Below are 5,557 nucleotides of genomic sequence, written 5' to 3'. Positions count from 1 at the left end.
CCGCCCGCATTATGGGCGTTGGCCTCAACACGATTTTACGTCACTTAAAAAACTCAGGCCGCAGTCGGTAACCTCGCGCATACAGCCGGGCAGTGACGTCATCGTCTGCGCGGAAATGGACGAACAGTGGGGCTATGTCGGGGCTAAATCGCGCCAGCGCTGGCTGTTTTACGCGTATGACAGGCTCCGGAAGACGGTTGTTGCGCACGTATTCGGTGAACGCACTATGGCGACGCTGGGGCGTCTTATGAGCCTGCTGTCACCCTTTGACGTGGTGATATGGATGACGGATGGCTGGCCGCTGTATGAATCCCGCCTGAAGGGAAAGCTGCACGTAATCAGCAAGCGATATACGCAGCGAATTGAGCGGCATAACCTGAATCTGAGGCAGCACCTGGCACGGCTGGGACGGAAGTCGCTGTCGTTCTCAAAATCGGTGGAGCTGCATGACAAAGTCATCGGGCATTATCTGAACATAAAACACTATCAATAAGTTGGAGTCATTACCTATATTTCGTTCTTTTTCCCAGCAATCAATGTATTCCCCTACGATTGGATCAACAGGTTTGGTGAAGGCCGTGCTGGTTTTGTTCACGGGGACATCCAGCAAACATATCCGAGAGCCGCCCTGATGTTCATCATTTTGCCAGCGTATACAGCCTGTTCGCATCCGCAAAATTTCATCACGACGCAACCCACCAAACAGCCAGAGAACACATAATGCACGAACCATAGAAAATGGGTAGCGATAGTAAAGTTGTTCACCATAATGCAGATCCTGCTCCTGCAGGTTCAACCCTGCCCAGACAAGTTTACTCCATATATCATCAGCAACGACTCTTGGTGCAGGGCCAATACTGGCCCGGATAGCGCGGGGTAAACGGAACGTTCTGACAGGATTAAATCGGACGATAATAAGCCCCCATTCCTGAAGGTCTCGAAAAAAAACTCTGATAGCCTGTAAAATCCCCGCCCGTGCAGAGGCTGTCATTAACTGGCCTATTCGATTCTGATACATATGGCGCGGTTCAGACCACTGGCCTATTTTCATTTGACACACTGCAGCTACGTATTCAAGTGCGATGTCCCGGCTCCAGTCTGCAGGAGAATGTATATCAGGGTGAGTGGCTTTCAGCCAGCGCCCACACTGCAGGATGCGGTACCATGTACTGAGTTCAGATGATGGTGCTTTAATAGCGGTTTTACGCCAGCGTTCACACCATCGCAACCATTCTTCCGGAACGTTACTGGTTGCACGATATTCCCCGTGAGGCCGTCTGCGCTCAAGAATACGATGGTCAATGCCCGCTGGGAACAGCCCCATCGCAGCAAATATCCTTGACAAGGTGGCCGCAGAGCGACGCATATAAACAGGCCCGTAAGTTATTACTCGCTTAAGTGTTTCCAGTTCCAATTTTTCAGGATCAACCTGCCGCTGACAAAGCATAGACAGCAGTAGCGCATTACGAATGTTATTGTCAGCAGCGACAAAGCCGAGGCGCTGCATGTTCTCCTGAAGCTTGTTTACCGCCGCCTCTGTCGCCGGGCGGCCAAAAACTTTGACAGAAAGCCGATAATGATAAAAGCAGCCAGCCGCCTCAAGTCGATTAAATCCGCACAGTAACCAAGCAATCGCGAGGACATACTGTCGACAATTACCACAGCTGCCATATTTTTTGCGAAATACCTCTTCACTGCTGCACAGCACTTCGAGCCAGTCGTCCTGGGTCCATGACCAGTAGTTTTTTTCCAGCCGGTGCATTTCCAGAATGATGTCATGAATTGCAGAATTGGTTGTTGTGGATGCGGCATTCATCCACTTTAATGCTGCTCTGAGTGGAATTATCAGGCGAGAAAGCCTTTGTCTTACACAGTTCGACCAGTTTTGTTTATGACGTCCAACAACATACTGAGCCAGCTTTATCAAAGTATCTCGTTCAATCGGCTGTAATTCGGGAGAACAATCCCAGTCAGGATCAGGTTGCCATACTTCGTAGTCAAAAGGGGCTGGCGCATCATATTCAGTTTTCATTGCCATCCGTATTGTCCCCCTTTAAATGGTGTAACCGATGTTCATGTATCGACGCCATACCTGCGTTAAATTTTTCCGTAAGATCACGCGCACTAAGATGGATATAAAGTAACGTTGACTGGATACTCTGATGGCCGGCAAACGTAGCGATCTCATGAATATCCCAGTCAGCTCTGGCGAGATCGGTCAGACATAGATGTCTGAAGGTATGCGTACTCAATTGGGGTAGCCCCGCCTGCATTGCCAACGACCTTACGATCTTGGACCAGGTCCACCGGGTTATTGGCGCAGTTCTGTTGCGACAGGAATAAGAAAGAAACAGTGGGCCACGGGAAGTATTTAATTGTCGCCGTTCTGCTAACCAGAGGAAATATAACTCTCCGGTTACGACAGAATAGGGCACAACCCGACCTCGCTTAGTTTTTGTCGTTTCAGCCCGAACTGTTAGCAAGCGACGAGAAGGGTCAATATCGCCGGTAGCAACGGAGCACAACTCTTCCCGGCGCAGGGCACAGTCGTACGCAAGAGATAGCATAAAACGATTACGTATTGTGGTCTGGCGGGCTGCGATAAGTAAGTTTTCCCAGTCACGGTCACTCGGTATCCATGGCAGGCGTCGCTGTGCCTGAATGAGCCCCCTGCGCCCACCTCCGCCAGGATGCCAGCTGCCTCTCATAACGGGGTTCAGTACTATTAATCCTTCTTCTCGCAGGTAGTCACAATATAATCGAACGATAGTGAGTCGATGACGAAGGCTGGCAGCCGCCAGATTGCGGGAGATATTAAGATGCCGAACATACAAAGCCAGGATCTCCCGGCTGGCTTCTGTAGGGCTCACATCATTCTGGCGACAAAAACGCAGCCAATCATCGATCCCACGGGCATAAGCTTCAACCGTATTTGGCGCCTTCAGCAAACTTTCCTGTAAGCATAACCAGCGAAAAGCTGTAGGCTCAGCCATCATGTAAGGTAAAGATGCCAGCAACGATGCACGCATACACTTTCCTTCCGAGTCAGAAAGCACAACCTAAGGATAGTCAATTCCAAATAACATATAAGCCAAACGGCTGGGTATAAAGATGGGAACCCCCTGGTTCCAGCTCAAAGAGGCGCAGTTTCCTGAAAAACTGTACGTTTTTTCCAGCAACTACGAGCTCTACGCGAGCCTGAGTAACCGTGTGGTCGCCCTGCTGGAAGAGCTGTCGCCCCGCGTCGAACAATACTCAATTGACGAATGTTTCCTGGATGCCCGAGGAATTGGCCACTGTATGGATCTGGAGGATTTTGGCAGGCAGCTGCGTGGGCATGTTCTCAGTGGAACCGGACTGACGATCGGTGTCGGCTTCGGCGCCACAAAAACACTGGCCAAATCGGCGCAGTGGGCGTCAAAGGAATGGCCACAATTCAGTGGGGTGCTGGCGCTGTCGCCCGAAAATCCACGCAGAACGGCAAAATTACTCAGCCTGCAGCCGGTGGAAGAAATCTGGGGCGTGGGGAACCGGATAGCGAAAAAGCTGCACGTTATGGGGATCACCACTGCCCTGCAGCTGTCGCTGACGAACCCCACATTTATCCGGAAAAACTTCAACGTAGTGCTGGAGCGCACGGTACGTGAGCTGAACGGCGAGAGCTGCATTTCGCTGGAGGAAGCGCCGCCGCCGAAACAGCAGATTGTCTGCAGTCGCAGCTTCGGGCAGCGGATCACCACCTACGAAGAAATGCGCCAGGCCGTCTGCCAGTATGCCGAGCGCGCGGCGGAAAAGTTGCGCGGTGAGCGACAGTACTGCCGGCATATCAGCACCTTCATCAAGACGTCCCCTTTTGCGGTTAATGAGCCGTATTACGGTAACGTGGCCACGGAAAAACTGAACACCCCTACCCGTGACACCCGGGACATTATCGCGGCAGCGGTCAGGTCTCTGGACAGGATCTGGCTCGATGGCCACCGCTACGCAAAAGCGGGGATAATGCTCAATGATTTCAGTCCGAACGGCGTCGCGCAGCTGAATCTGTTCGATGACGTGCAGCCACGGCCGCACAGCGATGCGCTGATGAAGGTGCTCGACGGCATTAATCATTCCGGACTCGGGAAAGTCTGGTTTGCCGGACGGGGTATTGCGCCGGACTGGCAGATGAAACGGGAGATGCTGTCACCGGCATATACCACCCGCTGGAAGGAGCTGCCGGTTGCCCGTTTCTGACCGTCGAAATGACAGACGGGACTTGCTGCAAGAGCTTACTTTACCGATCATACAGATGACTTGTCTCAGGGGGGAACCATGACAAATATCATTCTGTGTGATGTGACTGCCAGCATCAGCGAACTTAAAAACGATCCGGTGGCCACCGCCAGTGCCGGCGGCGGCTACCCGGTCGCGATTATTGACCGCAACCGCCCTGTTTTTTATTGTGTGCCCGCGGCTCTGTATGAACAAATGCTCGATGCGCTGGACGAAAAAGACCTGGTGCAATTGATCACAGAACGTCAAAACCAGCCGCTGCGTGAAGTGGATCTCAATCAGTATCTGTGATGTGCTCCGGTGCGAGGAGCAAGGAATGTATTAAATCAATGTTAAGGAACAATATGGGTAGCAAAATCGCAGGTGTGGTTTTCTTATTCTTCACTATCTGGGGAATGGCTTCAGTGATTGAATTGCAGTACTGGCGTAACGCTGATACCTATCCTGTCTGGCTGACAAAACATCTCCGGATCTCTCCCGAAAATAACGAAAAGAGCCTGATAAGGATAGGAATGGAAACCTTTGACAAGGTATGTGGTGATAACAGGGGCCTCCTTGCCGTCACCCAAAAACAAAACGGTATGTTTATGCGCTGTGATGATTCCCCCGGATTTTTTTCATGGTTCAGCGGCGTTTACAAAGTCAGTTAATCAGATAACGTGTTGGACTTTCAATATGTTACCCACACGGTTATCCCCCGTTACTGTGGATAATCAATATATTGTGTCTCAGACAGCTGCTTTTTCTACCATATGTTGTGTCCCTGATATCCCCTCGGACGGCGTGACAAACGACATCACACTGGAGACGCTGATGACGGGACCATGTTCATCCAGGGTCGTAAGAACGGCCGGGACTGGTTACCGGCCGGACGAAGGACCGGCCAACGCGCAGCGGCGGCAGCTGGTTTTAAAAATGCTGGCGGAAATTTAAAATTAAGCCGCACACCCCGCGAAATTTTGCAAATTTCACTCAACATGCTTCGTTCAGATCCCAACAGAGCTTTCACCATCACCTGTAATAGCCGCCCTGCTGCGTGATTACTCCGCTCAACAGGTTGCTGGCGACAAGCCAATACCTGTTCGTGACAGGCATTGCTTAACCGTTGTCCCAAACTAATAATGTGCCGACGATGCAGGTGGGACCGTGGTCCCAGGCCGATAAGCTGACCGATGACGCAGGTGGGACCGTGGTCCCAGGCAGATAACCTGACCGACGACGCAGGTGGGACCGTGGTCCCAGTCAGATAACCTGACCGATGACGCAGGTGGGACCGTGGTCCCAG

Annotated in this window: 4 protein-coding genes and 2 pseudogenes; 4 read left to right on the top strand and 2 right to left on the bottom strand. The window is 51.8% G+C overall.

Annotation, left to right across the window (positions count from 1 at the left end):
- Positions 1-493: pseudogene (locus tag AX755_RS19245) on the top strand (IS1-like element IS1B family transposase); the annotation flags it as partial.
- Here the strand turns inward: AX755_RS19245 and AX755_RS19240 are convergent.
- Together AX755_RS19240 and AX755_RS19235 are read right to left on the bottom strand one after the other, a co-directional pair.
- Complete coding sequence (locus AX755_RS19240; protein ID WP_023294860.1) at positions 428-2,038, bottom strand: hypothetical protein; 1,611 nt, start codon at positions 2,036-2,038, stop codon at positions 428-430. The pseudogene AX755_RS19245 and the gene AX755_RS19240 overlap by 66 nt on opposite strands.
- A complete protein-coding gene (locus tag AX755_RS19235) occupies positions 2,022-3,029 on the bottom strand; it encodes a tyrosine-type recombinase/integrase (protein ID WP_008325196.1) in 1,008 nt (335 codons plus the stop codon). The genes AX755_RS19240 and AX755_RS19235 overlap by 17 nt, the downstream gene beginning before the upstream one ends.
- A 61-nt stretch (positions 3,030-3,090) precedes the next feature.
- Here AX755_RS19235 and umuC point away from each other — a divergent pair.
- The 3 genes and pseudogenes from umuC to AX755_RS19220 form a co-directional block, all read left to right on the top strand.
- A pseudogene (gene umuC / locus AX755_RS19230) lies at positions 3,091-4,233 on the top strand (translesion error-prone DNA polymerase V subunit UmuC); the annotation flags it as partial.
- A 78-nt stretch (positions 4,234-4,311) separates the two neighbouring features.
- The gene (locus tag AX755_RS19225) at positions 4,312-4,563 is read left to right on the top strand and encodes a type II toxin-antitoxin system Phd/YefM family antitoxin (protein ID WP_004118488.1); all 252 of its coding nucleotides are present in this window, start codon (positions 4,312-4,314) and stop codon (positions 4,561-4,563) included.
- A 53-nt stretch (positions 4,564-4,616) separates the two neighbouring features.
- Positions 4,617-4,922 carry a hypothetical protein gene (locus AX755_RS19220; protein WP_008325193.1) on the top strand — a complete coding sequence of 102 codons (306 nt, stop codon included), beginning with the start codon at positions 4,617-4,619 and terminating at the stop codon, positions 4,920-4,922.
- Positions 4,923-5,557: the final 635 nt, after the last annotated feature.

Source organism: Enterobacter sp. SENG-6, from assembly GCF_001605945.1.
GTDB lineage: Bacteria > Pseudomonadota > Gammaproteobacteria > Enterobacterales > Enterobacteriaceae > Enterobacter > Enterobacter cloacae.
The sequence above is the reverse complement of the archived record's forward strand: the minus strand, read 5'-3'. Positions and strand labels throughout refer to the sequence as shown.